A 22,828-nucleotide genomic window follows, 5' to 3' on the forward strand; every position below is an offset into this window, starting at 1 on the left:
TTCATTACCGCGATAGGTTAGCGGATGAGCAGAATCTGCTGAATCGATATAAAGTGCGAATCCAGTTGCGCCGGTCATGCGGGATCCCTTCGATGCGCAACATCTTTTCGTGCCTGACGCGACGACGCCACCCGTTGCGAACAACACTACATCGAACCCCGGTTGCCGTTCACCTTTATGAAACGCTTTTTTTCCTCCGTAGGGCTTGCGCTGGCCGCCACGCTACCTCTTACCAGCCATGCCGTCGCCCTCGACGCGCCGCTCGCGTGCAATGAAAGCGGCCATCAGTTCATTGCCGATCTCGCGCAACAACAGTTGATCGATCCGAAGCCCACACGCGTGGAGAGCAATTCGATCAACGCCTTTTCGCCGACCTCCGGCGCCGATCTGACCGCTTACGGGTTCCGTATTTTCGCGGTGGTCGGCTACGAAAAAGACGACCCAATGTTCCGCGTCGGCGACGGCGAGCCGCTCGCCCGCTCCGCCTACGGCGTGGTGGTATTCGGTAGCCAATCCAAAGTCCAGAGCGCGATTACGGCCGCGGGCAGCACGGCGATCGTGCATCGCGTGGCGCCGCTGATCACGGCGATTTTCTGCAAACGGAGCTGAGGCGGCCCGGCAGTGTGGCGCTAGCAGGGTTGGACAATAGGTAGATAGATACGCGGGGATTCACGGGTTATAATCTTTGCAGATGGATTTTTCGGGGCCCGCAAGGGCGTCTATCTGCCTCCTGGTTCGCCAGGGTCCAGCCGTGCTGGTTACCGTCGGTTCACACCGATCAAGCGCACCCGCGAAGTTATGAGGCCCCCACGTGGGGCCTCACCTATTTTTGGCGCACGGAAATCGCACTAGTGGCGATTGAGGCTCGGATCGCGAATGGGTTCGCCCCTCAAAATTTTCGCCGCCATGACACGAAATCTCACGATGCTTCGCCGATTGCGCGGAACGCCCGGCTTTCGGTTAGCGATGTCGCGCACGTAGGCGCTTTCAATCACAAGCCGCAATACGCTCGCCCCGGCTCGCCGCAGGCGGAAGAACACCTCATATTCGACGGGATCGCCGCGTTCGGTGATGTCTTCGATGACCAGCCAGTTCGAGTGCCCGGTGAAATAGCAGCGTCGCTCGCCAAGCTGGGCGACGATTCCAGGTAACCGGCACGACCAGCGATGCCGGTCCGCGCAGAATGCCCGCGCAACATTCCGATGGTCGACTATCCTCCGCTCGCGGCCGAGCACGTCGAAATCGAGCGCCGCCTCCGCTCGTGGGCCGAACGACACGCAATGCGACGTATATTCGACATGGACCCTCGCCGTGGCGGCGGGAAATTTCGCCGAAGCGGGTACATCCAGCGCGAAGGCGCTGGCGACAAGATGCGACAGGTCATATCGAACGCGTGCCACGTCGATATAACCTTGTCGCAAAATCGAGATCCACTTCATAGGCCGGCCAAGGGGGAAACCGCAAATTATCGCGAGAATCCCCCTCGCTGACTCCTCGGCCGGATGGCTTAGGGCAGGCAGCGGGCCCTACGCCGAGCCACTCCCCTTAAAGCTTCACCGCCGCCGGATCCGCCGTCAAATACCCCACCGAGGCGCCGAACCGGTCCTTATAGTTCGCGCGCACCAGCGGCTCGAGCGTGTCCCGCAACGCCTGCGTATGCTGGCTGCCCCAGTCGCCGGCGTGCTGGAAGTTACTCATGATGTAAGTCCAGCCGTTGAGCTCGTCGACCGCGTGCAAGCCGGTCGATTCGGCGCCAGCCGGCGTCGACAGCAAACGCGTGAGCTGTTTCGTGTCGACGTTGTACGCCCACAGGAAATTGTTCACGTGATACCCGCTGTCCTCGCCGATAAACAGCGTGCGCAGCTTCTCCGAGAACTTCAGATTGTCCGGATTCGCGACCCGCTCCGGATCGGCCTTGTTGCCGAGCGCGTCGGCGGTGATGTCCTTGCCGACCAGCAGCGCGCTGGTGTGCACCGGCACCCACTCGCTGTTGATCGCCGCGCCGCCGTTGTCCTTCTGGCCGCCCGCGAGCTTGTGCTGAAGCACACCGCCGGCGTTGATCGCGGCATCGACGGAAATGTTGCTCTCCGCATTCCAGCCCTTCGCCGTGTTGCCCTTCACCATCGAATCGACAATGTTCTGCAACGCCGAGTACGCGATCTTGTCTTTAATGTTGACGGTCGTGCCTTCCATCTTGGTGAAGCCCATGCTGCCGCCCGCCAGGAACGCGTAACGATGGGTTTCGAGGAAGGCCGCGACCCTTTCCTTGCCCGGCACGACCCGAACCCATTGCGCGGCGCCGCTGGCGAAAATCTTCTTGTAGCTGGCGTCGGCCGGATCGGTCCATTTGACGTCGATTACGTCCTGCGGACGGTTCGATTTCGCCATGGCTTCGACTTCCGCGCTCGTCGCGTGGCCCAGCTTGATCCACGACAGGTCGGCGCCCGCCGCGGCCGGGTCGACCGAGAAGCCCGCGCCCACTTTCGCGACGTACAACGTGCCGGCCGACAGATCCTTCTCGACGTCCGCCACGAACATGAAGAGGCCGCTGTTGGTCGCGTCGTCGCCCATCAGCACCGTGCGGTTGTCCGGCATGACCTGCACGAGTTCATGCGAAATACGCCCGAGACAGTAGTGTTTCCTGACGCTGCCCGTGCCGTCCGCCTTGACCGTGATTTCCGGCAGATGCCCATAAAGGTACGGGTTGAAGGCGATGTTCGTGTTGCCGTACAGATTCTCGTTGTACGCCTTGTATTGCGCGAGATTGCTCGTGCTGGTCGTGAACGCGTCCGGCTCGTATTCCTCGCTGGACAGATGCGTATTCCACGGCGACAGGCTAGCGCCGCACGTGATCCACAGTCCATTCGCGGGCGACGTGTCGACGTTGTGGTACTTGACGAGCGTCAGCTTGCCGGTAGCCGGATCCTGGTCCAGCGTGAGCACGGCGATCGGCGAAGGCAGACGGCCATACATATCCGCACCGGACTGCGAGCGCGTCGTGTATTCGAACTGGACCACGGCGAACACCGTGTTGCCCTTGACGCCGGCCACCTTCGCGCCGTCGATCTTCAGCAGCGAGGTGCCGTCCGGCGAATCCGAGAAAAACTGGCGCCGTTGCGCGGGCACCGTGTTGTCGTAGATCGGCTGATTGTTGATGTCGAAGTAACCGCCCGCCAGCACGGTGCCGCCCTTGCCGTCCGGCACCATGTCGCCGGTCATGAAGAACGGCTGATAGGCGAGCTTGTAGGCCCGTTTGGAGCCATCGGAATACGACACGGTCAGACTGGAACCGACCGTCGTAGTCGCCATCAGCGCCGGATTGGCCAGCGACGGCGCCGGCATGCTGGCAAACGAAGCCGACGTGAAATTCGCGACGGGCGTGGCCGCCGGGCCCGCCAGATCGTTGCCGCCGCCGCAGGCGGTCAGCATCGACGCCGTGGCGAGGCCGCCTAACGGCAGCATCGGCGCGCCGGCCAGAAGTTTCAGGGCCTTGCGGCGGGAAAGGTCGAACGGCTCTGCCATGTTGTTGTGATCCAGGGTTCAGGTAGCGTGGGTGAATGCACAGTCGGCACGCACTCAGACCCAAAACCGCATGGCTCACGCTCGCGCCGCTATGACGCGAGGATTCTATGAAGTGAATGTGAAAGTATATTGACAGCTATTGGTAATATTTAATTTAGCTTTCTGTTAGCTAACCCGCACCACCCTGCGCCTTGCGCCGTCCGCCCTGCCGTTAGCCTGGCCGACGAAACTCGTTTTCGACCCACGCAACCGCGCTCGCCTTGCTGAGCTTGAAGTTCGGCGCAACCTGAACTTGCGCGAGCTGTTCGCCGAACGGGTCGAGCGCGGTCAGCAGCGCATACGGCTCGATTTCGTCGGGAACGATGTCTAGCGTAATGTCGAGTTCGTCGTTGCCGTCGGCGCTCGACACGCGCACTTCTTTATGAAGTTGCGCGCGCAGCTGTTGTTCGTGGCGGCGCAGCACTTCCGACGCGGTCTTCACCAGCGTATTGAACGCCGAGGTGTCGAGCGGCTTCGGATCTTTCTTGTTGCGGCCCATGGTCCACGGCCCGACGAGCGCCGGTTCCGCTTCGCCGTCTTTGATCATGGCGACGGCCCAGCCTTCGTCGTCTTCGTTCTTGATGACGCGCGCGGTCCAGCCGTCGTCGCGCCACAAACGTGCTTCGTGCACGGTCTCGTCCAGTTCGGACGAGCCTTCCGTCGTGATATCGGCAGCGTTGTCGGACGATGGAAGGGGTGTATCGGTCATTACAGGTTTACTCACGTTCGCGGGGCGGAAACACATCTGAAGCACACGATTCTACCTGCCCGGCTCGCGCCCAATGTGGCCCTCTGACGAACGGACAAGCCGGCATAAGCCTGGAGTCACTCGAAATATTCCGCTTCCTTATTCGCGGGAACTTATAAATCTATTATAAAAAGTTTATAAAAAAACGCGGCCCGTGGGCCGCGTATAAAAGATGAAAAAGACACCCTTGGTCAAAGGGTGACTCAATTGTAGAGGTGTAATTCCACAAGATAGATCATCTCAACAGGAAGAGTGCGTTGCAGAAAACGCAATGAATCCATGGGCTAGCGTCAATCCCTTGCGGATCCTTTCCCCGTAACGTATGGCGGGCGGCGTCGCGATTGAGCAACGTCGCGGCATTGACAAGGCATTCACGAATTATCCGCGCTAAACAATTCCTCTTTATTTACCATCACTTACCTGATTTCAATCCGCCATTACGAATTTGAAAATTCATTGTTGTGTCATATGCGATTAAAGATCGGAATAGCAGGAATACACTTCGCTGCGGATCGTCAGGCAGCCGGCGCAATCAGCGGTCAGCACTGGAATGCGATTCTCTATGCACTGTCCCGGAGTTATCTAAACATGAAAAAAACCCTCATCGCAGCAGGTCTCATGGGCGCGTTCGCCATCAGCGCTCACGCACAAAGCAGCGTCACGTTGTACGGCACGCTGGACGCCGGCCTCGTCTACTCGAACAACCAGGGCGGCCACAACAACTGGCAGCAAGGCAGCGGTTCGGTGTCGAACACGTACTTCGGCCTGCGCGGCAGCGAAGATCTCGGCGGCGGTCTGCACGCCATCTTCACGTTGGAAAACGGCTTCAATCTGAACAACGGCCAGGACACGGAAAGCAGCACGATGTTCAATCGTCAGGCCTTCGTCGGTTTGAAGAGCGATCAGTACGGTGCGCTGACGCTCGGTCGTCAATACGACTCCGTGGTCGACTATCTCGGGCCGCTGTCGGAAGCCGGCGCGGGTTACGGCAACAACCTCGCGGCTCACCCGTTCGACAACGACAATCTGGACAACTCGTTCTCGATCAAGAACGCCGTGAAGTACACGAGCGCGAATTACGCGGGCCTGAAGTTCGGCGGCTTGTATGGCTTCAGCAACTCGGCCGGCCAGTTCTCGAACAACCGCGCGTGGAGCGCCGGTGCTTCGTACGACAACGGTCCGTTGAGCGTCGCGGCGGCTTACCTGCAACTGAACCAGTCGGGCAGCTCGAACCTGGGCGGCGCCGTGTCGCAAGGCGACGGCACCGCCGCTGTCGCGGCGAACCTGCAGCGCACCTTCGGCGCGGGCATCAACTACACGTACGGCCCGGCAACGGCCGGCTTCGTGTACACGCACACGCAACTGGACGGCATCACCGGTGTGGACGTCGGCGGCGTGACGTTGCCGGGCGTCTCGGGCACCAACCTGCATCTCGACAACTACGAGCTGAACGGCAAATACGCGCTGACGCCGGCCTTGAGCCTCGCGGCGTCGTACACGTTCACCGACGGCAAGATGTCGGGCTCGAACGGCTCCGGCGATCCGAAGTGGCACACGGTCTCGCTGCAAGGCGACTACTCGCTGAGCAAGCGCACCGACGTGTACGTCGAAGGCGTGTACCAGCATGCGTCGGGCGAGCTCGGCAACTTCGGCGCGAACGTCGCGTCGATCAACACGCTGGCGCCGTCGTCGACCGGCAACCAGGTGGCCGCGGCCGTCGGTCTGCGTCACCGCTTCTAAGTTTCTTCAGCGGTACTTTGTGGAGCGGATGCATCGATCCGCTTTGCAGCCGAACCCGCGCGCGACACGATCGCGCGCGGGTTTTTTCATAGGTCTTACGGATCGGCGTATGACGCAGGCAGATAGTGACGGCGTCGCCATGCGGTGGGTATACTGAGCCCGGCTGCCTTGCCTGCCGCAACGTCGTTGCGGTTGAACGGCGGCTTCGTCGCGAAGCATGACGCACGCGTTGCATTGCGTCGCGCTTCGCCCGCGCCCCAAGTTCCCGTGCCTGACCGGGGACGCCGACGACCGGATCATGAAAAGACTTTTCCTGCTTGTCCCCGTTGTCCCCGTTATTGTCGTGACGGCTTGCCTCACTGCCTGCGGTTCCTCCAGCGGTCCCCTCCGCGACGCCTCCCAGCCAATGATGTACGTGTCGTCGCAACGCGCTCCCGCCTACATCGCCGATTGCCTCGAAAGCCACTTGTCGCGCGTGCGCATGTCGAATGTTGGCGGTGCGACCGAGATCGCCGTCGGCTCCGATTCGAACAACTCGTATTTCGTAACGTTGACGCCGTACAACGCCGGCTCGGTCATCAAGGTGATGCATCCGGCGAACGCGCCGGACGATCCGCCTGAACCCGAAATGCGCTTCGACATCGCACGCTGCGCGACCTGAGATTCGCGTCGCCTGTTTGCAGATTGAAGGCCACGCCGAACCGCGATTTTTTTAACTCGCGGATCGGCTATTTTTTTATCCGCGCTTCTGCGAACATAGCCGCCCTTTGTTCTTCCAGACGGCGCGAGTTTCGATGGCATCCAGCAAAGCACATCACGCAACCGGGTTTGCGGCCGGCGTCATCGCGGCGGCGGTGGTCGCGCGTGTCGGCGGCGGCGGTTCATTTCATCTCGGCGTGTTGCTGAGCTTTATCGCGGGCGTGGCAGGCAGTACCGCGCCGGACTGGCTCGAAGTGGCGTGGTGGTCGCGCGCGCGTCGTCTGTGGATTACGCATCGCACGCTGACGCATTGGGGCGTGGGCTGGCTCGCGTTGCTCGCGGCGTCGTATCACTGGCTCGGCCATTCGGTCTATGCCGCGCCGGCGTTCGGCTTCGCGTGCGGCGGTCTGATGCACCTGCTCGCCGATTGGCCGAATCCGCTCGGCGTGCCGTGGATCGCCAGGCGGCATTCGTTGAATCTGTGGAACAGCGGACATTGCGATCTGATCGTGGTAGCGGCTTCGTGGGGCGCAGCGTGGTTCGTCGGCCAGCATGTCTGGCTGCATGGCGTGCATGGGTTGACGATGCTGCGATATTTGCGAGCGGGGTAATGACTGGGTGAAGCCCGGCGGATCAGCGGATCAGCGGATCGCGGCGGCGTAGCTCGCGGGCGTCACGCCCAGCAAGCGCACGAACGCCCGCGTCATGTGACTCTGATCGGCGAAGCCCGCGGCGGCCGCCGCATCCGCGAGCGTCGCGCCTCGCGCGATCCACTGTCTCGCGAGTGCCACGCGCCGCTGCATCCGGTAAGCGTGCGGCGGCAGCCCCATTTCGTGCGCGAAACCACGCAGTAACTGGAAGCGGCTCAGGCCGGTATCGGCAGCGAGATCGGCTAGCGTGACCGACGCGGAAGGATCGTCGTCGATGCGTGCTTTCGCGCGCGCAATCGGTCCCAACGCGTTCGCCAACGACACGCGCGCCGGTTGCGTCGCATGAGCGCGGACCAGATGTCCGAGCAGGTCGAGCAACGCCTCCTCTCGTATCAGATCGTCGAGCACGACGTGCGTCTCTACCGAGACCGCGAACAGCCTGTCGAACCGACGCTTCAGCAGAGGATCGCGCGCGACCGGCTGGGTCAGCTCGATCTCGCGCGCCGCCATGCCGTTGAGTTCACGGGCGACGCCGGTCAGCATCGACGGTTCGAAATACAGCATGCGCCACGCGCGGCCGCGTTCGTCGAGCGGACTGCCGTCGTGGACTTCGCCGGGATTGACCATGATCGCGTCGTTCGCGCGCGCCTCGACGACGCCGCGTCCGCTCGCCGACCGATGCCCGCCGCTGACAATCACGCCGACGCCAAAGCGATCATGCGAGTGACGCGGAAACGCGTGCGCGGTTTCGGCCACCGTCGCTTCGACGCCGGCCAGCGCACAACGAGGCATGTGGACGCGACCGCGTGACATGATCGGCGGCCTCAGCAGCAGCTCGGCAACGACAGGCGCCGAAGCTGAAGCTGATGAAGCTGGAGCCGACGCTGGCGCTGAAGCTGAAGCTCACGTTCACTGCAAGACCCGCGCATTACCCGCGCCCCTCGTCGCCGCGCTCGCCTTCGCGGATCTTGCCTTGCGACACGCTGCTGCCCGGCGGCACGCTATGCGTGAGCCACACATTGCCGCCGATCACCGAGCCGCGTCCGATCGTGACGCGCCCGAGTATCGTCGCGCCGGCGTAGATCACCACGTCGTCCTCGACGATCGGATGACGCGCATTGCCCTTGATCAGCGTGCCGTCGAGATCCGCCGCGAAGCTCTTCGCGCCGAGCGTGACCGCCTGATACACCCGCACGCGTTCGCCGATGATCGCGGTCTCGCCGATCACGACACCCGTGCCGTGGTCGATAAAGAAACTCGGCCCGATGGTCGCGCCAGGGTGAATGTCGATCCCGGTTGCCGAATGCGCGATCTCGTTGATAAAGCGTGCCAGCAACGGCACGCCGAGCCGATGCAGCGCATGCGCGAGCCGATGATGCGTCATGGCCCACACGCCGGGATAGCAGAGCAGAATTTCGGTAATGTGCTGCGCGGCCGGGTCGCCGGTAAAGGCCGCCTGAATGTCGCTGACCAGCAGCGCGCGAATGGCCGGCAACTGCGTGCCGAATTCGCGCGCCACGTTGAACGCGCGCGCCTTCAGTTCGGCGTCCGGCGTCGCGCCGAACTCGGGCAGAAAACGCAGCGCGCGGCGGATCTGTTCCGCGAGCAGGCGCAGCGTACTTTCGAGCGTGTGGCCGACGTAGTAGTCGACGGTTTCATCCGTCAGATCGGGCGCGCCGTAGTGCGTGGGAAACAACGCCGCGCGCAGGCCGGCAACGATGTTGATCACGGCGTCGCGCGACGGCAGTTCGCGAATACCGAGCGGATGCCGTGTGCGATGCAATTCTTCGCGCGACGCGCGCAGGTCCGCGACGATCTGTTCGAGACCCCAGCTATGGGCAGGCACATTAGGCATAAAGACAGCGCCGCGCGCGGGCGCGGTTCAGAGTGATTGTCGTGAGAGATTACCGCGTTTTGCCGCGGCTCGCGCAGCGCCGGCTCGGGCTCTTCTCTGCTGGATGCTCTGCTGGATGCGGCTCGCACGCGTGGCGGTGAGTAGTGCGTGGTGCGCGACGTGTCGGATTCAGATGGTCACGCTGCTCGCGTCGATCCAGCGCACAGCCCAGTCGCGTGCATGCGCGATGGCGGCGCCTTCATCGGGAAAGCGCAAGTCGGTGGGGAAAAAACGGTTGGCGACCAGTTCGCCGTCGCTCGAGCGTGAGATGACCACATAGGGTTGCCAGGAGCCATCGCCCGCGCGCGCAGGCGCGCAATTTAGCAAATAGCCGCGATGTGTGAATGCAGCATCGAAGTGCATGTGTCACCCGCCCTGACGGCCCCATAAATGTTTTCAGTAGCGCACGGTTGCCTGTTAGCGGCGTGTTACCGGCCACGATGAAATGGCAGGACGAATGTCGTCGATTTAACCGCGCTGCGCTCGTCGGAGTAAGATCATACTCTGTAGAAAATACGCGTCCATTAAAAAAATGAAAAGAATTCTGGACGTAATCGCCAGGCGAAATGCGCGCCGTATGTAAGGCGGCGCAAGCGCCGTGCAAGTCACGCGCGTCAACGTTTTGTGCCAGGCGGAACGGGTTTTGCTGCACTTCACCCATGTCCTCTTCCAAGGAGAATGCATGATGAACAGCGATATCAACAAGCCAGCAGACACCAGCGCGCAACCGCGTACGAGCGGTCCGGTCACGACCGAATTGCACAACGACCGCACGCACGACAGCACCGTCGACACCGACGGCAAGAACCTCGAAGCCGCGCGTATCGCGGGCCACAGCCCGATCGCGCCCGACGAGATCACCACCTCCAACGCGACGCTCGTCAACAGCGTGCCGGAAGCGCTCGACGGCATGGCCGGTTTCGACAGCCGGGTCGGCGGCAATCATCTGCTGCTGGCGCTCGAACCCGGTTACACCGTGATCGATCGCGGCATGGTCGCGCCGCAAGAGGGCTATTCCGCCGATCATCAGTTCGACGATCCGCGCCCCATCGGCAGCCGCCAGGATCGCGGCCGCATTCACTACGCGCTCAATCATCTGCGGCCTGCGCGCGTGATCGAATTACATCGGGTGAAATAAGCATTCGCATTTCGCGCATGTTTTACGTCTGTTTGAATCGGCGCGCGCGGCCCGATTAAACCGTATGTGTTAACCCGCGCACCGTTTGAATAACGGTGTGCGTTTTGCTCTAGACCTTGCCTTGCGCTCGGCGCCTATTGCACCGCAGCGATTAGAAACTCCAGGTTGCAGGACCTGCGCGCCGTGGCGCCTTTTTCGCCTTGCCGAACCTCGGCACAATCAAGCGCACATCAACACTCAACGGAACAGCAGATGAAAAAGATCGTCGTGATCGGCGCCACCGGTACGCTCGGCCAGGCAGTCAGCGCGGAACTGAAGGCGCGCAATGAAGTGATCGAAGTCGGCGCAACACGCGGCCAGTATCGTGCCGACATTACCGACCCAGCGAGCGTCGAGCAGCTATTCCGCGAGATCGGCAAAGTGGACGGCGTGGTCACCGCAACCGGCAAGGTGCATTTCGGGCCGCTGCCGGATATGAGCGTCGAACAGTTCTGGGTCGGCCTGCGGGACAAGCTGATGGGCCAGGTCAACGTGGTGCTGGCCGCACAGCATTACATGAACGACGGCGGTTCGTTCACGCTGACGAGCGGCATCCTCGCCGACGAACCGATTCGTCTCGGGGCGAGCGCGACGACCGTCAACCTGGCGCTCGAAGGTTTCGTGCGCGGCGCGGCGATCGAGTTGCCGCGCGGCATCCGTATCAACGTGGTGAGTCCGACGGTGCTGACCGAAGCGCTCGACGCTTACGCGCCCTTCTTCCGCGGCTTCGAGCCGGTGACCGCACAGCGCGCGGCGCTCGCTTATGTGCGCAGTGTGGAAGGCGCGGAGACGGGCCGCGTGTATCGCGTCGGTTACTGATCCTGATCGGCGGAGAAAGCTGAGACAGCGGCGATGCGGTCACGCCGCATCGCGACGCGGCACGTTAGCGAAACGCAGCGTTGCTTTGCGGCGGTTGGCCGCGTGAGATTTTCAACCGCCCGGCACGCCCTGCGTATTCACGTAGACCGAATACAAGCCGTGGCTCGCCGCCATGAACAGCCGGTTGCGATGCCGTCCGCCGAAGCACACGTTCGCGCAACGCTCCGGCAACGCAATGTGGCCGATCGCTTCGCCTTGCGGCGTGAAGATGCGCACGCCGTCGAGTTCGTCACTGCCCATCCCCCAGCCGCACCACAGATTGCCGTGAACGTCGACGCGAAAGCCGTCCGGCGTGCCGGGACCGGCGTCGATCAGCACACGGTTATTCGACAGCGACGCGCCATGGGCGGCGACGTCGAATGCGCGAATCTTGCGCGGCTCGCCACGCGACTCGACGATGTACAGCACCGACTCGTCCGGCGAAAACGCGAGGCCATTGGGGCCTAGCACGTCGTCCGCGACCACGCTCACCTCGCCCGATTGACCGTCGATGCGATACACACACGCCGGCAACTCCGACTCCTGACGCTCACCCTCATAAAAACCGTCGATACCGAAGGTCGGGTCGCTGAACCAGATCGAGCCGTCCGATTTCACGACCACATCGTTCGGCGAATTGAAGCGCTTGCCGCGATAACGGTCCGCGAGCACGGTAATCGAACCGTCGTATTCGGTGCGCGTGACCCGGCGCGTCAGATGCTCGCAACTGACGAGGCGCCCCTGGCGGTCGCGCGTATGGCCGTTCGCGTTGTTCGACGACTGCCGGAACGTGCTGACCGCGCCGCTCGTTTCATCCCAGCGCAGAATGCGGTCGTTCGGAATGTCGCTCCACAGCAGATAGCGGCCGTCGCCGAACCAGACCGGTCCCTCCGACCAGCGCGCGCCCTGATACAGACACTCGACGGAAGCGGACGCCAGCGTCAGCGCCTTGAAGCGCGGATCGAGCACGCGAATGGAGGGATCGGGATAGCGTCGGCTGATGTCGGTCATGCTGGTGCGTGGATGGGGGTGTGAGTGAGGGCGGTTTGAGCGCTTGATGCGACGGTGTAATGCGGCGGTGTAACGAGTGAATCTAAGAGCCCGCGCCGGGCCCTGCATTTTTCCGTAGTCGGGCCCAAAGGCGGAAATTGCGCGTGCGCGCGAATTGGCAGATTCAAGGTAGCACCGGGCTCGCAATGTTGTCAAACAACCTGATACTCGCGGCGCCGCGCCGAACACCAGGGAAACGACGAAGAAGATTAGGAGCAGCAATCCACCTATTTTGTATGACAATAGCGACTGGCGCGCAAAACACCGGGGCATCGCGGCACGCACGGGTCCTTAAAAATGGGATGTATTTGGCATTTAGCGTGCTTTTGCCTTAAATTTCGGCAAAAAATGGCCGATTAGAACGGCATTCGCAGTTATGCTGCCAATGCCATGCATCAAAATGGCGACTAACGCGAGAATCTCCCGCTCAAATGATCCATGAATGCCGATTGGGCCAGAGATTCAGATAGACAGAGCCGTTCATTCGCCGCTTCGCAGAATCACGGAAATGATGTTTCCTTCGAGAATCTCACCCGGCTTTGCAAAATAATTTTTGGTGATAGATTGTGAAGATAACAACAACCGCAGGCCATGCCCTACTGCAATTAACTGCAGCGGGCTGCTTGCGAGTCTGAGAGAGCCAAAATTGTCGCTACATTTTATCGAGCAGATGGCACCGCTACTGAACGCCGCCGACGAAGCGGAATGGTTCGGTGCAATCACGGGCCTTGCCGAGACGTGGGGCTTCGACAAGCTTTTGATCGCCATGCTGCCGCGTCCGACTATCCGGCTTGAAGACGCGTACATCCGCAGCACGTACGCGCCGGCCTGGCGCCGCACCTATGACGAACAGGGCATGGTTCATATCGACCCGACGGTCGCGCATTCCATGACGCGCTCCACACCGCTGATCTGGTCGCCGGATATCTTCGAGACCGACGCGCAGCAGGCCATGTTTGAGGAAGCGCGCTCGCACGGGCTACGCGCCGGCGTAACGTTGCCGATTCATGGCCCGAATCAGGAAGCCGGCATGATGTGCTTCGTCAACGACACCAACCCGAACGAGGCGTTCTGGCGTCATATCGACGTGGCGCTGCCGAATTTGCTGTTATTGCGCGATCTGGTAATCGATACCAGTCAGAAGCATTTGAATACGCACGCTCAGACTTTACTGCCCAAGCTGACGCCGCGTGAACGCGAATGCCTGAAATGGACCGCGCGCGGCAAATCCACCTGGGAGATCTCCCATATCCTGAACTGCTCGGAAGCCGTAGTGAACTTCCACATGAAGAACATCAGGACGAAATTCGGGGTGAATTCGCGGCGCGCGGCGGCCGTGATTGCAGCACAGCTCGGGCTTATTGACCCGGGTTGAGGAACGCGGCGGCGTCGCGGCTGAACAGCACCCGTTCGGCACGGCCCAAGTCCGCGTCGGAAACGGTCTTGGTGAAATACAGACCCAGCAGAATCGACACCGGCGCCGGGATTTCCGCGCCCGATTCAAACCGGCTGCCACGCGACTGCGTCACGCCGAAACGAGCCCAGAAACGGCGCTGGCTCTCTTTCTTCTTCTTGCGATAAGCGATGATCAGCACGCGATCAACCGCCGAGGAAGGTTCGGCTGCACGGGTTTGCAGGCCAGTTTGCGGTTGCCAATGATTTTCGAGAAGTTCCATTTTCTTGTCCTGTCGGTTAAGTACGGATGCCTGTCTCGAATTCTGCGTTACCCGATAAGCATGCACACCTACCTAGGTAGGTAGGTGGCAGCGCAATTCATAATGCATAAGTTTTCCTGCGTATTGGCTACCCCAACACGTTCAGGAGAACGTCATGCAACCAGTAATCCGGATTGGAATGCGTCAGGAATTCGACAACGAGGACATCAACGAGATGTACCGCCTGCGGGCCCGGGTATTTCAGGGGCGGCTAGGGTGGGAAACACCGACCATCGCGGGCATGGAGGTCGACGGCTACGACGCCCTGGGGCCGCTCTACATGCTGATTCAGGACGAAAACGGCCGTGTGCGCGGCTGCTGGCGCCTGATGCCGACCGACGGTCCGAATATGCTGAGGGACACGTTCCCGCAATTACTTCACGGCGAAGCGGCGCCCGCCGGGCGGACCATCTGGGAATTAAGTCGATTCGCGATCGAAACCAGCGGCGAGGACCAGTCGTTCGGTTTCGCCGACCTGACCATGCACGCTATCCGGGAAGTCATCCGGTACGCGATCCAGATGGGTTTCACGAGCTATGTCACGGTGACCACCACGGCGATCGAACGGATGCTGCGCAAGACCGGCATGGAGATCAGCCGGATCGGACCGCCCGTGCAGATCGGCGTGGAACGGGCCGTGGCGCTGGACGTGGCCATTAGTGAGAAGACCCGCTTCGCGCTGTTTGGGCCGATGGCGGCGGCGGCTTAACCGACTTACGCGGCTTAACCGGTTTTAACCGCTTTATCCACTTGACCCGCTGTTACCGCTGCCGCGGCGGCAACAACGCTGCGGCGGCGGGACGGCCGCCACCTGACCGCTCAGGAACCGAACATCCGTTCGAGCGCATTACCCAGATGCGCTCGCATCGCCGCGCCGGCCGCCATCGGGTCCTGCCGGCGAATCGCGTCGAGCACGGCGAGATGCTCGTCCTGCACCAGTCGCTGCCGCTCGACCGTCTTCACCAGCGAAAGATTGCGCGACAGATTCATGCTGAACAGGATCTGTTCTTCAATAAACGACATGACCGTGATGAAAAACGGATTCTTGGACGCGCGCGCCACCGCCAGGTGGAACATGAAGTCGTCATTCGCGCCGATCTCCTGGCTTTCGCCGATGCGTTCCAGTTGATCCAATGCATGCTGGATCGCGGCGATATCGTCGGCGTCGGCTTTTAGCGCGGCGTGCTCGGCCGCGCCCGCTTCCGTCACCATGCGAAATTCGTAGCAACGGCGGATGTCAGACAGCGTTTCGAGCGGCGCGAAACGTCGCACATCCGGATCGGGTCGACGCGCGACGGTCGTGCCCGAACCATGCCGCGTCATGATGATGCCGTCCGCCCGCAAACGGGCCAGGGCTTCCCGCACCGTCGGCCGTGACGTCGCAAAGCGTTCCGCCAGCGCGTGCTCAGTGGGCAAGCGCTCACCTTCCTTGTACTCGCCCTCGACAATGCGATTCAGAATATCGCCGTAGATCTTGTCGGGGAGACCTGTGGTTTTGCGCTCGTTCATCAGCGGGGCTGAAGCAGCTTGTCTGAATAGGTCTTAATTGTAAGGCAAACCCGGTGCGATCTTGATTGGAATATGCCTCTCGTATCTCCGCGCGGGCTGTCGGCACTAAGGCTGAAAGACCGGGCGCGCTTTGCGTTGTCATCGCAAAATTTGACAAGGCTTTGATTTACATCCTGCCTGCGCGCATCTTTTTCAGCGATCATTTAAGCTCGCATCGGCAAAGAATTGCCCAACCCTCTTTCAGACGCGGAGTCGATATGTACACACGCATCCTTGTAGCGGTCGACGGCAGCAACACCTCACGCCGTGCATTCGAAGCGGCGCTCGCGCTTGCCAAGACCAACGGCGCCGTGCTGCAGCCTTTCTATGTCGTCGAAAACACGCCGCTGTATTTCGAGGCGCCCGGCTACGACCCGTCCATCCTGCGTAACCGCCTCGTCGAAGAAGGCAAGGAGCTCGGCGCGGAATTCGCCAAGGCCATGGTCGAGCAGGGCGTGAAAGGCGAGCTCGTGGTGGGCGAGGCGTCATCGCTCGACGACGTTTCAGGCACCGTGCTGAAGGCCGCCGCCGCATTCAACGCCGATCTGCTCGTCATGGGCACGCATGGCCGGCGCGGTGTCCAACGTCTGATTCTCGGCAGCGTGGCCGAGCGCTGCGTGCGTCAGGCGAGCTTGCCGGTGCTGCTGATTCCATCCGCTGCGGGCAAGGATAGCTAAGCCGCGTGACAAATTGCGGTTAGCCGAACCGTCGCATAGCAGTCCGCAAGCCATTCACGCGGATCTGATATCGCTCAAGATGCCTAACTGTTCGTACGCGTCATTTTGCCGCTAAATGTGCGACGTGGCCGGTGGGACAATCAGTCATTACCCTGACCACTGGCTGCAGAACATGCTGACTCCTACCACTGCTGCGCCCGTCGCTCACGCCGACGATTCCATCGCAAGGTCAACGCCGGTGCGCGGCGGCCGCCGTGCGGCGACCTTTCGCCCGAGCACGCGCAGCGCCGCCCGCTGTTCGAGTTGCGCGATGCGTCAGCTCTGCATGCCGCAAGGCTTGTCGCCCGACGAGTTGACCAAGCTCGAAACGCTGATCTGTTCGGCGCGCTCCGTGCAGCGAGGCGAGGCGCTGTATCGCAGCGGCGATCGCTTCGACAGCATCTACGCCGTGCGTTCCGGCTCGATGAAAACCGTCATGGCGCACCGCGACGGCCGCGAGCAGGTCACCGGTCTGCGTCTCGCCGGTGAAGCGCTCGGACTCGACGGCATCAGCGAAGACGTGCATGCGTGCAGCGCCCTCGCTCTCGAAGACAGCACCGTCTGCATCGTCCCGTACACTGCGCTCAAATCGCTGTGCCGCGAAATCGGCTCGATGCAGGACCGTCTGCATAAACTGCTGGGCGAGCAGATTGTCCGCGAGGCTGCGCAGATGATGGTGCTCGGCTCGCTGTCGGCGGATGAACGGGTCGCGGCCTTCCTGCTCGACGTGTCGGAGCGCAATGCGCAACGCGGTTATTCGTCGGCGGAATTCAACTTGCGCATGACGCGCGAAGACATGGGCAGCTATCTCGGCATGACGCTCGAAACCGTGAGCCGCACGCTGTCAAGATTTCAAAAACGCGGGCTGATCGACATACAAGGCAAGCACATCCGCATCGTCGATCTGGACGGTCTGCGGCACCTCTGATCGAGCGGTCTGTCGCGCGGCCCCTACTGCCGCGCAAGGCAGCGGTTCGCCGCCCGGGCTTCGCCCAGGTTTAGCCAGGATCGCGCCGGTTTCCGACAACGCGTAGTCATCCTGGCACGGCTCCTGCGACTCGGGTACAGTCTTGAGTCTGTCCCCCCGCAAGGAGACCCGGCGAAATGAACCGCGACCCCGCCCCGCATCACCCGCTCGTCCAGCGCCTGATCGACGCGCGTCGAATTACCGACGATCTGTTTGCGATCGTCAAACCCGAGTTTCTCTATGAACGGCCGATCCGCGAGCGTCACCGCATCGTGTTCTATATCGGCCACCTGGAAGCTTTCGATCGTAATCTGTTCGATCAACGCCTGTGCGATCTCCCGGCGTTCGACCCGCAGCTCGACCAGCTTTTCGCGTTCGGCATCGATCCCGTCGACGGCGGTTTTCCCACCGATCAACCCGGCGACTGGCCGTCGCTCGACGCGGTGCGCGATTACGCGCGGCGCGCCCGTGAGCAGATCGACCGTGAAGTCGGTGCGCTTGCGGATAAGGCACCTCCCGGTCGTGGAGAGAGCACGCAAGCGGCCGCCGCAGAACAGCTATTGAACGTTGCGATCGAGCATCGGCTGATGCACGCGGAAACGCTCGCGTACATGCTTCATCAATTGCCGCTCGAACAGAAAGTCAGCGGGCTCAATGAGCCCGTCGCGACGCAGCCTGGGCGCACGGAGGCGTTGGCGTCGATGGTCCGCGTGCCGGCCGGCACAGCCGTGCTCGGCATGTCGCGCGACGCCGGGCAATTCGGTTGGGACAATGAATTCGGCGAGATGCACGTGGAGGTCCCCGCCTTCGAGATCGATCGTCACATGGTGACGAACGGCGCGTTTCTCACCTTCATCGAAGCAGGCGGTTATCGCGAACGGAAATGGTGGTCCGACAAGGATTGGGCGTGGAAGGAAGACGAACGGATCGAGCACCCCGCCTGCTGGTCGCAACGCGACGAGCGCGACCCACGCCACGAACGTGACGCGCAGGATGCGCATGACGCAACGGCACTAAGCGACGCACACAGCGACCAAGCCGCGTGGACGCTGCGCACCATGTTCGACGAGGTGCCGCTGCCGCTCGACTGGCCCGCCTATGTCAGCCACGCCGAAGCCAGCGCCTACGCGCGTTGGGCCGGCAAAACGCTGCCCACCGAAGCGCAGTGGCAACGCGCGGCGCACGGCGCGCCGCACGCCGCGTCCGGCAATTTCGATTTTCGCAGTTGGGACCCGCGCCCCGTCGACGCCTATCCGGACAACGTCAGCGCATTCGGCGTGGAAGGTCAGTTCGGCAACGGCTGGGAGTGGACGTCGACGTTGTTCGACGCGTTGCCGGGATTCGAAGCGTTTCCGTTCTACCTGGGCTACTCGGCCAATTTCTTCGACGGCCAGCATTACGTGATCAAAGGCGGATCGGCACGCACCGCGCAATGCATGTTGCGGCCGGCGTTCCGCAACTGGTTTCAACCGCATTATCAGTTTGTCTATGCCGGGTTCCGGTGTGTGAAGGCGTGACGCCGAGGCAATGTCACGTTGCTGACGCCAGGACGAGATTTCGGCGAGGGCAGTCGTGTCTGAGAACGCGGTGGCCGGAGCTTAGGTAACGCCGGGAGACGATGCCCGCTTTCTGGCGCTAGCCGTCCACCGTTGCCGCCGCGCGGCGCCGTTTCAACAGCGACCACAGCAGATAAGGTCCGCCGATCAACGCGGCCATCAGTCCCGCCGGCATTTCGTTAGGGAACATCAGCAAGTTGCCGGACCATTGCGCCAGCACCATCAGCAGCGCACCGATCGCCGCGGCAGCGAGAAGTTGATGCCGCGCGCGGCACACGCCGAGCGAGCGTGCGATATGCGGCGCCATCAAACCGACGAACGACAACGGCCCGACGAGCAGCGTCGAGGTCGCCGTCAACAGCGCAGCGAGCAGCAGTGTCGCCAGTCGCGCTACATCGATATGCACGCCCAGCGAACGGCTGGTGTCCTCGCCCAGCGACAACAGTTCCAACCAGTTGGCCAGCAACGGCGCCACCCCCAAGCCGATCAGCGCGATCACCACCGCGATCGCGGCGACGATCGGCTGCACGTAATAAGTCGAGCCGACGACGAAGTTCAGTAACAGGGCGGCGCGTGGATCGCCGCTCGCGGTCACGGTGCCGCTGACCGCCTGAAACAGCGCACCGATCGCGACGCCGATCAGCAACAGGCGTTCAGGCGCATATCGACCGCGATGTCCGAACCAGACCAGAAACAGCAGCGTGCCGATCGAGCCGGCGAGACAGGAGACAAACAGCCCGATCGGTCCCGGCGCGGCCATCAAGAACACCGCGGCGACGATCCCGAGCGCGCCTCCTGAGCTCACGCCGATCAGGTCGGGACTCGCAATCGGATTGCCCGTCATACGCTGCACGAGCACGCCGGCGATACCGAGCATGATGCCCGCAGCCACTGCGGCGGCGGTATGCGGCACATGCCAGAACGCAAGCGCGGCGAACTGGCTCGCGCTGACGAGCCCCCAGCCGTCGAGCCCGCGCCGCACCAGCATCGAGCCGGCCACGGCGAGTGCTGTCAGCGCCGCCAGTCCGACGATCAGCCGCACCGGTCGATCGTGGCGGAAAAACGCCGTATTGTCGCGCGCGTCGGCCCTGAGGTCGGGGCGCGATTTGAGTTGGCGCAGCAGCCACAGCAGCATCGGCGCGCCGATCAGCGAAGTCACCGTGCCGGTCGGAATGAGCTGCGAGCCGAACACGCCGCTGACGGCGATCGCCTGCACGATTTCATCGGTGAGCCAGAGCAGCGCGGCGCCGAGCAGCGGCGCCCATATCAAACGTTGCTGTAAGCGCCGCGCGCCGGCGAGTCTGGCCAGTGTCGGCGCGGCCAGACCGATGAAACCGATGACGCCGACCGCCGCCACCACGCAGGCAGTCAAGGCCACCGCGAGACCCAGCGCGGCAAAGCGGGTACGCATCAGCGAGACGCCGAGGCCTTGCGCCGTGCTTTCGCCGGCCTCGAACAGCGCGAGCGGACGACGCATCAGGTAGATCGCGCCGCAGGCCACGACGAGCCGCCCGAGCAGCGCGATGCTGGCGTGCCAGCCCTGTTGATCCAGGGCGCCGCCGCCCCAGATCATCAGGCCGGTCAGCAGTTGAAAATGCGAGATCGCGAGCGCGAGGCTCAACGAGCCGCAGTAGAGACTCACGATCATGCCCGACAGAATCACCGAGAGCGAGGCGAGCCGTTGTCGCCACGCCAGCGCAAAGACCAGCAGCATCGCAAGGCCGCCGCCCACCAGCGCGATCAGTTCGCGCTGGTGGGCAAGCCATGCCGGCGCCCAGATGGCCGCGACCCCGAGCGCCAGATAGGCGCCGGGAAAAATGCCTAGCGTCATGGGTTCGGCCAGCGGATTTCGCAGCACCTGCTGCGAAATCGCACCGGCCAGCGCGAGCGCGGCACCGCAGATCAGCGTGATCGCGAGACGCGGCAATGCGGACTCATGCAGGATCATCTGATGAAGATTGCCGGGCTGTGGCGCGATCAACGCAGTCCAGAGACTGGCGCCGCCGAGTTGCGCCTGCATCACCCAGAGCGTCAGCGCCAAAGCAGCGAGTGCGACGAGCGACGTGACCGGCACGAGCAGATTACGCGGCGCGGCGGCGGCAGCGGCCTCGCCGACGGTCGCTTGCGCGGTGTCGGCGGGAGCGGATTTCCGGCTGGAAGACGGCATGTGTTTAGATGACATGGAGGCCTGGCATGGCGCTGACGACAGCGCGAGCAAAACGCTGAACGGAAATCAGCGCGCCGGTCGCCGAGATGACCGGTAACGCGGCGGTTCTTCCTGGCTGCGAGAACGGTAACTGACGCCACACGGGGTTAAGTTGGAGCGCGGTCATATCGTCGCTCACGCTTGAACCGACCCAGAGGACGCACGCGTCGGGCACCGTCGCCAGCCGGTCGAGTTCGACGATCGCATGCGCGTTCTGCCCCGCCACGAAACCGCTGCCTACGCGCGCCGACGCGGCCACCGCCGCGTTGCGCAAACCGAGCGTGCGCAAGATTCCGTCGAACATGCTGCCGGCGCCGAACACGCGCAGATGACGGTCGTCGACGATCTGCGCGACGTAGACTGACCGGTAGCCGCCGGCGGGCGCCGCGGCGTCGAGCGCGGCGCGCGACTGCGTCAGCACGTCGGCCGTTTCGTTCAGCAACGCCTCGGCTCGGGCCACCACGCCGAGACGGCGCGCCAGCGTCATCGCTTCGTCGCGCATCGCGCGGTACGGACGCGGCGCGGTCGTGTAGGCGCCGAGCATGAGGGTCGGTGCAATCCGTTCGAACGACGCCTGCACGCTGGCGTGCGCCGGCGTGATCACTATCAGGTCGGGGCGCAGTTCGTACAGCAGATCGTAGTTCGGCTGGAACAGCAGGCCGATGTCGACGACGCCTGCCGGTAGCGGCGGCACCACCACGCTGCTCACGTACCACCCGGGCGCGGGCACGCCGACCGGGGTCACGCCGAGCGACAGCAGCATTTCCGTCAGGTCCCAGTTCAGCACGATGATCCGGCGTGGCGGCCTCATACCGGGCGCCGGCGTGGCGCCGTGCGCGCTGGCCGCGATGCCGAGCGCGGCCGCCGCGATCGCCTTCAGGCAAACGCGGCGCGGCAGCGCGACCCGTGCGGACGACCCGCCGCCCTTCATTGCGGAAACCCCACGGGCCGGCCGTTGACCGGATCCTGCAAAACGTGCATCGGGACGCCGTAGATCGCTTCCAGATTCGGCCCGGTCATGATGTCGGCGGGCGTGCCTTGCATCAGAATCCGTCCGTGACGCAACGCCACGATATGGTCGCAGAAACGCGCGGCCATATTGATGTCGTGCAACACCACCACGGCGGCGATACTGCGTTGCTTGCAAAGCGTGCGCACGAGATCGAGCACCTCGACCTGATGCGCAATATCCAGCGCGGAAGTGGGCTCGTCGAGCAGCAGACAGCGGCTGTCCTGCGCGATCAGCATGGCGAGCCACACGCGTTGACGTTCGCCGCCCGACAGGCTGTCCACCAATCGGTCGGCGTAATGCGTGACATCCGTCATTCGCATCGCTTCGGCCACGTGCTCGCGATCGTCGTTGCCGAATACGCCCAGGCTGCCGTGCCACGGGTAGCGGCCGAGCGCGACGAGTTCGTGCACCAGCAGGCCGTCGGTCGACGGCGTGTATTGCGGCAGATGCGCGACGCGGCGCGCGAAATCGCGCGGCTTCCACGACCCGAGCGGTTTGCCGTCGAAGTGGATCTCGCCCGCGCCTTGCGCATGATGACGCGCGAGAAGGCGCATCAGCGTGGTCTTGCCCGAGCCGTTGTGACCGATGAGACCCGTCACGCGTTCGTGTGAAATCGACAGATCGATGTCGTCCAGCAGCCGTGTGCCGCCGATATCGAAGCGGACCTTGTCCAGTTCGAACAGCGGCGACGCGGACTGAGCCGCTAATGCAATCGTAGTGACCATAAGATT

The 22,828-nt window shown here is 62.7% G+C and carries 23 protein-coding genes; 11 read left to right on the forward strand and 12 right to left on the reverse strand.

The window, feature by feature from the left end:
* Positions 1 to 177 precede the first annotated feature (177 nt).
* Positions 178 to 609, forward strand: a complete 432-nt coding sequence (locus GGD40_RS25620) for a hypothetical protein (RefSeq protein WP_179745526.1) — start codon at positions 178 to 180, stop codon at positions 607 to 609.
* A gap of 239 nt (positions 610 to 848) precedes the next feature.
* Here the strand turns inward: GGD40_RS25620 and GGD40_RS25625 are convergent, their stop codons facing one another.
* The 3 genes from GGD40_RS25625 to GGD40_RS25635 all read right to left on the reverse strand — a co-directional run bounded on the left by GGD40_RS25625 (position 849) and on the right by GGD40_RS25635 (position 4,270).
* Positions 849 to 1,439 carry a hypothetical protein gene (locus GGD40_RS25625; RefSeq protein WP_179745527.1) on the reverse strand — a complete coding sequence of 197 codons (591 nt, stop codon included), beginning with the start codon at positions 1,437 to 1,439 and terminating at the stop codon, positions 849 to 851.
* 106 nt (positions 1,440 to 1,545) lie between these two features.
* Positions 1,546 to 3,522, reverse strand: coding sequence for a PhoX family protein (locus GGD40_RS25630; RefSeq protein ID WP_179745528.1), 1,977 nt, complete (start codon positions 3,520 to 3,522; stop codon positions 1,546 to 1,548).
* Between the two features lie 211 nt (positions 3,523 to 3,733).
* A complete protein-coding gene (locus GGD40_RS25635) occupies positions 3,734 to 4,270 on the reverse strand; it encodes a hypothetical protein (RefSeq protein ID WP_179745529.1) in 537 nt (178 codons plus the stop codon).
* Positions 4,271 to 4,897: 627 nt separating this feature from the next.
* Between GGD40_RS25635 and GGD40_RS25640 the strand changes: the two genes are divergently transcribed.
* The 3 genes from GGD40_RS25640 to GGD40_RS25650 all read left to right on the forward strand — a co-directional run bounded on the left by GGD40_RS25640 (position 4,898) and on the right by GGD40_RS25650 (position 7,359).
* On the forward strand, positions 4,898 to 6,049 hold the full coding sequence (locus GGD40_RS25640) for a porin (RefSeq protein WP_179745530.1): 1,152 nt from the start codon (positions 4,898 to 4,900) through the stop codon (positions 6,047 to 6,049).
* A 217-nt stretch (positions 6,050 to 6,266) separates the two neighbouring features.
* Positions 6,267 to 6,710 carry a hypothetical protein gene (locus GGD40_RS25645; protein ID WP_257030576.1) on the forward strand — a complete coding sequence of 148 codons (444 nt, stop codon included), beginning with the start codon at positions 6,267 to 6,269 and terminating at the stop codon, positions 6,708 to 6,710.
* A gap of 133 nt (positions 6,711 to 6,843) precedes the next feature.
* Positions 6,844 to 7,359, forward strand: a complete 516-nt coding sequence (locus GGD40_RS25650; RefSeq protein WP_179745531.1) for a metal-dependent hydrolase — start codon at positions 6,844 to 6,846, stop codon at positions 7,357 to 7,359.
* A gap of 30 nt (positions 7,360 to 7,389) precedes the next feature.
* On the opposite strand, the gene GGD40_RS25655 is transcribed toward GGD40_RS25650, so the two are convergent.
* From GGD40_RS25655 to GGD40_RS25665, 3 genes are all read right to left on the reverse strand, one after another.
* Positions 7,390 to 8,211 (reverse strand): AraC family transcriptional regulator, encoded by an 822-nt coding sequence (locus tag GGD40_RS25655; RefSeq protein WP_179745532.1) that lies wholly within the window; start codon positions 8,209 to 8,211, stop codon positions 7,390 to 7,392.
* Between the two features lie 115 nt (positions 8,212 to 8,326).
* The gene (gene epsC / locus GGD40_RS25660; RefSeq protein ID WP_179711927.1) at positions 8,327 to 9,253 is read right to left on the reverse strand and encodes a serine O-acetyltransferase EpsC; all 927 of its coding nucleotides are present in this window, start codon (positions 9,251 to 9,253) and stop codon (positions 8,327 to 8,329) included.
* A gap of 168 nt (positions 9,254 to 9,421) precedes the next feature.
* Positions 9,422 to 9,655: a hypothetical protein gene (locus GGD40_RS25665; RefSeq protein ID WP_035559531.1), complete on the reverse strand. Its 234-nt coding sequence runs from the start codon at positions 9,653 to 9,655 to the stop codon at positions 9,422 to 9,424.
* Positions 9,656 to 9,977: 322 nt separating this feature from the next.
* Between GGD40_RS25665 and GGD40_RS25670 the strand changes: the two genes are divergently transcribed.
* Together GGD40_RS25670 and GGD40_RS25675 are read left to right on the forward strand one after the other, a co-directional pair.
* Complete coding sequence (locus GGD40_RS25670) at positions 9,978 to 10,430, forward strand: DUF3005 domain-containing protein (protein ID WP_179713951.1); 453 nt, start codon at positions 9,978 to 9,980, stop codon at positions 10,428 to 10,430.
* Between the two features lie 252 nt (positions 10,431 to 10,682).
* A complete protein-coding gene (locus GGD40_RS25675) occupies positions 10,683 to 11,288 on the forward strand; it encodes a short chain dehydrogenase (RefSeq protein ID WP_179745533.1) in 606 nt (201 codons plus the stop codon).
* A gap of 111 nt (positions 11,289 to 11,399) precedes the next feature.
* On the opposite strand, the gene GGD40_RS25680 is transcribed toward GGD40_RS25675, so the two are convergent.
* The gene (locus GGD40_RS25680; protein WP_179745534.1) at positions 11,400 to 12,338 is read right to left on the reverse strand and encodes an SMP-30/gluconolactonase/LRE family protein; all 939 of its coding nucleotides are present in this window, start codon (positions 12,336 to 12,338) and stop codon (positions 11,400 to 11,402) included.
* A 709-nt stretch (positions 12,339 to 13,047) separates the two neighbouring features.
* Here GGD40_RS25680 and GGD40_RS25685 point away from each other — a divergent pair.
* On the forward strand, positions 13,048 to 13,752 hold the full coding sequence (locus GGD40_RS25685) for a helix-turn-helix transcriptional regulator (protein WP_179711921.1): 705 nt from the start codon (positions 13,048 to 13,050) through the stop codon (positions 13,750 to 13,752).
* Here GGD40_RS25685 and GGD40_RS25690 read toward each other — a convergent pair.
* Positions 13,736 to 14,053 (reverse strand): XRE family transcriptional regulator, encoded by a 318-nt coding sequence (locus GGD40_RS25690; protein ID WP_179711919.1) that lies wholly within the window; start codon positions 14,051 to 14,053, stop codon positions 13,736 to 13,738. The two genes, GGD40_RS25685 and GGD40_RS25690, sit on opposite strands and share 17 nt — an antisense overlap.
* Before the next feature lie 154 nt (positions 14,054 to 14,207).
* On the opposite strand from GGD40_RS25690, the gene GGD40_RS25695 reads away from it, so the two are divergent.
* Positions 14,208 to 14,801, forward strand: a complete 594-nt coding sequence (locus GGD40_RS25695) for an acyl-homoserine-lactone synthase (RefSeq protein WP_179711917.1) — start codon at positions 14,208 to 14,210, stop codon at positions 14,799 to 14,801.
* A gap of 110 nt (positions 14,802 to 14,911) precedes the next feature.
* On the opposite strand, the gene GGD40_RS25700 is transcribed toward GGD40_RS25695, so the two are convergent.
* Positions 14,912 to 15,601: a FadR/GntR family transcriptional regulator gene (locus tag GGD40_RS25700; protein ID WP_179745535.1), complete on the reverse strand. Its 690-nt coding sequence runs from the start codon at positions 15,599 to 15,601 to the stop codon at positions 14,912 to 14,914.
* A gap of 257 nt (positions 15,602 to 15,858) precedes the next feature.
* On the opposite strand from GGD40_RS25700, the gene GGD40_RS25705 reads away from it, so the two are divergent.
* The 3 genes from GGD40_RS25705 (at position 15,859) to GGD40_RS25715 (ending at position 18,840) form a co-directional block, all read left to right on the forward strand.
* Complete coding sequence (locus GGD40_RS25705) at positions 15,859 to 16,317, forward strand: universal stress protein (protein WP_179745536.1); 459 nt, start codon at positions 15,859 to 15,861, stop codon at positions 16,315 to 16,317.
* Between the two features lie 172 nt (positions 16,318 to 16,489).
* Positions 16,490 to 17,284 carry a fumarate/nitrate reduction transcriptional regulator Fnr gene (fnr, locus tag GGD40_RS25710; RefSeq protein WP_179745537.1) on the forward strand — a complete coding sequence of 265 codons (795 nt, stop codon included), beginning with the start codon at positions 16,490 to 16,492 and terminating at the stop codon, positions 17,282 to 17,284.
* Positions 17,285 to 17,460: 176 nt separating this feature from the next.
* The gene (locus GGD40_RS25715) at positions 17,461 to 18,840 is read left to right on the forward strand and encodes an SUMF1/EgtB/PvdO family nonheme iron enzyme (protein ID WP_179745538.1); all 1,380 of its coding nucleotides are present in this window, start codon (positions 17,461 to 17,463) and stop codon (positions 18,838 to 18,840) included.
* Between the two features lie 118 nt (positions 18,841 to 18,958).
* Here GGD40_RS25715 and fhuB read toward each other — a convergent pair whose 3' ends face one another.
* The 3 genes from fhuB to GGD40_RS25730 are packed head-to-tail and all read right to left on the reverse strand — an operon-like array spanning position 18,959 to position 22,822.
* A complete protein-coding gene (fhuB, locus tag GGD40_RS25720) occupies positions 18,959 to 21,061 on the reverse strand; it encodes a Fe(3+)-hydroxamate ABC transporter permease FhuB (RefSeq protein WP_218901302.1) in 2,103 nt (700 codons plus the stop codon).
* Positions 21,051 to 22,016 carry an ABC transporter substrate-binding protein gene (locus tag GGD40_RS25725; RefSeq protein WP_179745539.1) on the reverse strand — a complete coding sequence of 322 codons (966 nt, stop codon included), beginning with the start codon at positions 22,014 to 22,016 and terminating at the stop codon, positions 21,051 to 21,053. The genes fhuB and GGD40_RS25725 overlap by 11 nt, the downstream gene beginning before the upstream one ends.
* The gene (locus tag GGD40_RS25730) at positions 22,013 to 22,822 is read right to left on the reverse strand and encodes an ABC transporter ATP-binding protein (protein ID WP_179745540.1); all 810 of its coding nucleotides are present in this window, start codon (positions 22,820 to 22,822) and stop codon (positions 22,013 to 22,015) included. The genes GGD40_RS25725 and GGD40_RS25730 overlap by 4 nt, the downstream gene beginning before the upstream one ends.
* Between the last annotated feature and the right edge of the window lie 6 nt (positions 22,823 to 22,828).

It is taken from the genome of Paraburkholderia bryophila (assembly GCF_013409255.1).
Lineage (GTDB): Bacteria > Pseudomonadota > Gammaproteobacteria > Burkholderiales > Burkholderiaceae > Paraburkholderia.

Bases quoted from the DNA above. Each gene is read 5' to 3' on its own strand.
- GGD40_RS25620 (WP_179745526.1), top strand. From the start codon at position 178: ATGAAACGCTTTTTTTCCTCCGTAGGGCTTGCGCTGGCCGCCACGCTA.
- GGD40_RS25625 (WP_179745527.1), bottom strand. From the start codon at position 1,439: ATGAAGTGGATCTCGATTTTGCGACAAGGTTATATCGACGTGGCACGC.
- GGD40_RS25630 (WP_179745528.1), bottom strand. From the start codon at position 3,522: ATGGCAGAGCCGTTCGACCTTTCCCGCCGCAAGGCCCTGAAACTTCTG.
- GGD40_RS25635 (WP_179745529.1), bottom strand. From the start codon at position 4,270: ATGACCGATACACCCCTTCCATCGTCCGACAACGCTGCCGATATCACG.
- GGD40_RS25640 (WP_179745530.1), top strand. From the start codon at position 4,898: ATGAAAAAAACCCTCATCGCAGCAGGTCTCATGGGCGCGTTCGCCATC.
- GGD40_RS25645 (WP_257030576.1), top strand. From the start codon at position 6,267: ATGACGCACGCGTTGCATTGCGTCGCGCTTCGCCCGCGCCCCAAGTTC.
- GGD40_RS25650 (WP_179745531.1), top strand. From the start codon at position 6,844: ATGGCATCCAGCAAAGCACATCACGCAACCGGGTTTGCGGCCGGCGTC.
- GGD40_RS25655 (WP_179745532.1), bottom strand. From the start codon at position 8,211: ATGTCACGCGGTCGCGTCCACATGCCTCGTTGTGCGCTGGCCGGCGTC.
- epsC (WP_179711927.1), bottom strand. From the start codon at position 9,253: ATGCCTAATGTGCCTGCCCATAGCTGGGGTCTCGAACAGATCGTCGCG.
- GGD40_RS25665 (WP_035559531.1), bottom strand. From the start codon at position 9,655: ATGCACTTCGATGCTGCATTCACACATCGCGGCTATTTGCTAAATTGC.
- GGD40_RS25670 (WP_179713951.1), top strand. From the start codon at position 9,978: ATGAACAGCGATATCAACAAGCCAGCAGACACCAGCGCGCAACCGCGT.
- GGD40_RS25675 (WP_179745533.1), top strand. From the start codon at position 10,683: ATGAAAAAGATCGTCGTGATCGGCGCCACCGGTACGCTCGGCCAGGCA.
- GGD40_RS25680 (WP_179745534.1), bottom strand. From the start codon at position 12,338: ATGACCGACATCAGCCGACGCTATCCCGATCCCTCCATTCGCGTGCTC.
- GGD40_RS25685 (WP_179711921.1), top strand. From the start codon at position 13,048: ATGGCACCGCTACTGAACGCCGCCGACGAAGCGGAATGGTTCGGTGCA.
- GGD40_RS25690 (WP_179711919.1), bottom strand. From the start codon at position 14,053: ATGGAACTTCTCGAAAATCATTGGCAACCGCAAACTGGCCTGCAAACC.
- GGD40_RS25695 (WP_179711917.1), top strand. From the start codon at position 14,208: ATGCAACCAGTAATCCGGATTGGAATGCGTCAGGAATTCGACAACGAG.
- GGD40_RS25700 (WP_179745535.1), bottom strand. From the start codon at position 15,601: ATGAACGAGCGCAAAACCACAGGTCTCCCCGACAAGATCTACGGCGAT.
- GGD40_RS25705 (WP_179745536.1), top strand. From the start codon at position 15,859: ATGTACACACGCATCCTTGTAGCGGTCGACGGCAGCAACACCTCACGC.
- fnr (WP_179745537.1), top strand. From the start codon at position 16,490: ATGCTGACTCCTACCACTGCTGCGCCCGTCGCTCACGCCGACGATTCC.
- GGD40_RS25715 (WP_179745538.1), top strand. From the start codon at position 17,461: ATGAACCGCGACCCCGCCCCGCATCACCCGCTCGTCCAGCGCCTGATC.
- fhuB (WP_218901302.1), bottom strand. From the start codon at position 21,061: ATGTCATCTAAACACATGCCGTCTTCCAGCCGGAAATCCGCTCCCGCC.
- GGD40_RS25725 (WP_179745539.1), bottom strand. From the start codon at position 22,016: ATGAAGGGCGGCGGGTCGTCCGCACGGGTCGCGCTGCCGCGCCGCGTT.
- GGD40_RS25730 (WP_179745540.1), bottom strand. From the start codon at position 22,822: ATGGTCACTACGATTGCATTAGCGGCTCAGTCCGCGTCGCCGCTGTTC.